At 75.5% G+C, this 1960-nt stretch carries 1 protein-coding gene; it reads left to right on the forward strand.

What is annotated here, in order from left to right:
• Positions 1–488: 488 nt before the first annotated feature.
• On the forward strand, positions 489–1664 hold the full coding sequence (locus tag I6A81_RS40990) for a glycoside hydrolase family 53 protein (protein ID WP_203006316.1): 1176 nt from the start codon (positions 489–491) through the stop codon (positions 1662–1664).
• Positions 1665–1960 lie beyond the last annotated feature (296 nt).

The raw sequence follows: 1960 nt of genomic DNA on the forward strand, positions 1-1960 counted from the left end.
CCCGCGGCCCCGTCCGCCGGGTTCCGGGGCTCGGGGGCGGGGGCGGGTCACCCGGAGCGGGACGGGTCTGGCCGGTGGTGGAGTTTGGGACCTGTCCGCTGATCCGCGAGTCATGACCCGCAAATCGGCGGACAGGTCTGTGGTCCGGCCCGGATCGTGGTTGGGCTGGATCGGAAGCGGCTGAAGATCGCCGATTGTGTGCGCTGATCGGCGTTCCGAGCTCGACGTGCTCGCGATCCACGCGGACCGTCGCCGACGCTCCGGCGGATCTTCGGCCGCGGTGGCCGGTGCCCGGGCGGCCGTGCCAGCCGCGAACCGCGCGGCACCCACGGCGGTGGTCCGCGGGTAGCGCGCGGTGCGGCGGCATGATGAGGCGGACGGCTGACACGGCTGTCCGGCCAGACGGCCGAGCCGGCCCGCCAGCTGGCCAGCCGGCTCGGCCGTCTGGCCGCCCTGACCTGCGTGGACAGCGAGCAGGAGGGGCCGGGATGCGCGCACGACGGCGACGGAGCGTGCTCGTCCTGATGCTGATGGTGGCGTTCGCGCTGCTGGCGGGGACGTTCGTCGCGTCCTGCGGCCATGGGCCGGCGGCGCCGGCCGGACGAGGGGAGCCCGGCGTGCTGTCGGTCCGGGGAGTGGACCTGTCGACCGCGCTGCTGGCGGAGGCGGCGGGCATCCGGTACTCGGCCGGCGGGGCCGCCGAGCCGATCGAGCGGATCCTGGCCGACGTGGGCGCGAACTACGTGCGGCTGCGGCTGTGGGTGAACCCGCCGGCCGGGTACGGGGACGAGGCGTCGGCGCTGGCGCTGGCCCGGCGCGCCGCGGCGGCCGGGATGAAGATCTTCCTGGACTTCCACTACTCGGACACCTGGGCCGACCCGAAGCACCAGACGACGCCGGCGGCGTGGCGGGGCGACGACCTGGAGGCGCTCGCCACCCGGGTGCGCGACTACACCCGCCGCGTCGTCGCGGACTTCGCCCGTCAGGGCACGCCCGCGGACCTGGTGCAGGTGGGCAACGAGATCTCGAACGGAATGCTCTGGCCGCTCGGCCGGCTCACCGACGGGCAGCCGGGCGGCTGGCCCGGCTTCCTCGCCCTCGTGCGCGCCGGTGTCGACGGCGCCAGGGACGGCGGCCCGGCCGGCCACCGGCCGCGGATCGCGCTGCACAGCGACCGCGTGGGCGACCCGGCGGGCAGCCACACCTTCTTCGACCGGCTCACGGCGGCGGGTATCCCGTTCGACGTGATCGCGCTGTCGTACTACCCGTTCTGGCACGGCCCGCTGGACGCGCTGCGCGCGACGATGGACGACCTCGCGCGCCGGTACCGCGGGGACGTGCTGGTCGCGGAGACGGGCTACCCCTGGACGATGGCGGGCGGCGACCCGGTCCTCGGCGTCGCGGACCCCGACCGGCTGCCGGAGGCGAGCCGCTTCCCACCCACTCCGGAAGGGCAGCGCGCCTACTTCGGGGCGCTGCGCGAGGTCATCCGCCAGGTCCCGGACGGCCGCGGCCTCGGCTTCGTCGCCTGGGAACCGGGCTGGCTGGCCGGCGTGGGCTGGGAGCCCGGCGCGACCGCGCCCTTCACCAACCTCACGCTGTTCGACCACGAGGGCGGCCTGCTGCCCGCCGCCCGCGCCGCCTTCGCCCCGCCGGGCTCCTGACCGATGGCCGTCGGTCAGGAGCCCAGTGGCCGCTCCTCGCGCCCCGGCCGCGCGAACACCTGCACGAAACGAGGCATGGTCTTTGCCCCAGGAACGGAACTTGCCCGGGAACGGAACCTGACCTGGAAACGGAACTCGACCTGAAAGCGGAACCTGACCTGGAACGGAACTCGGCATGGTCCTGATCTGGGATCGGGACTGCCCCCGGCTCTCAGGTCGTGTTCGGTACCAGGTCGGGGGGGGGGGCGGCCCCCCCCCCCCCCGGGCCCGCCCCGCGCGGGGGGCGCCCGGGGGGG

The organism is Frankia nepalensis (assembly GCF_016786325.1).
Lineage (GTDB): Bacteria > Actinomycetota > Actinomycetes > Frankiales > Frankiaceae > Pseudofrankia > Pseudofrankia nepalensis.

Coding starts and splice junctions, on each gene's coding strand:
- I6A81_RS40990 (WP_203006316.1), top strand. CDS start 489: ATGCGCGCACGACGGCGACGGAGCGTGCTCGTCCTGATGCTGATGGTG.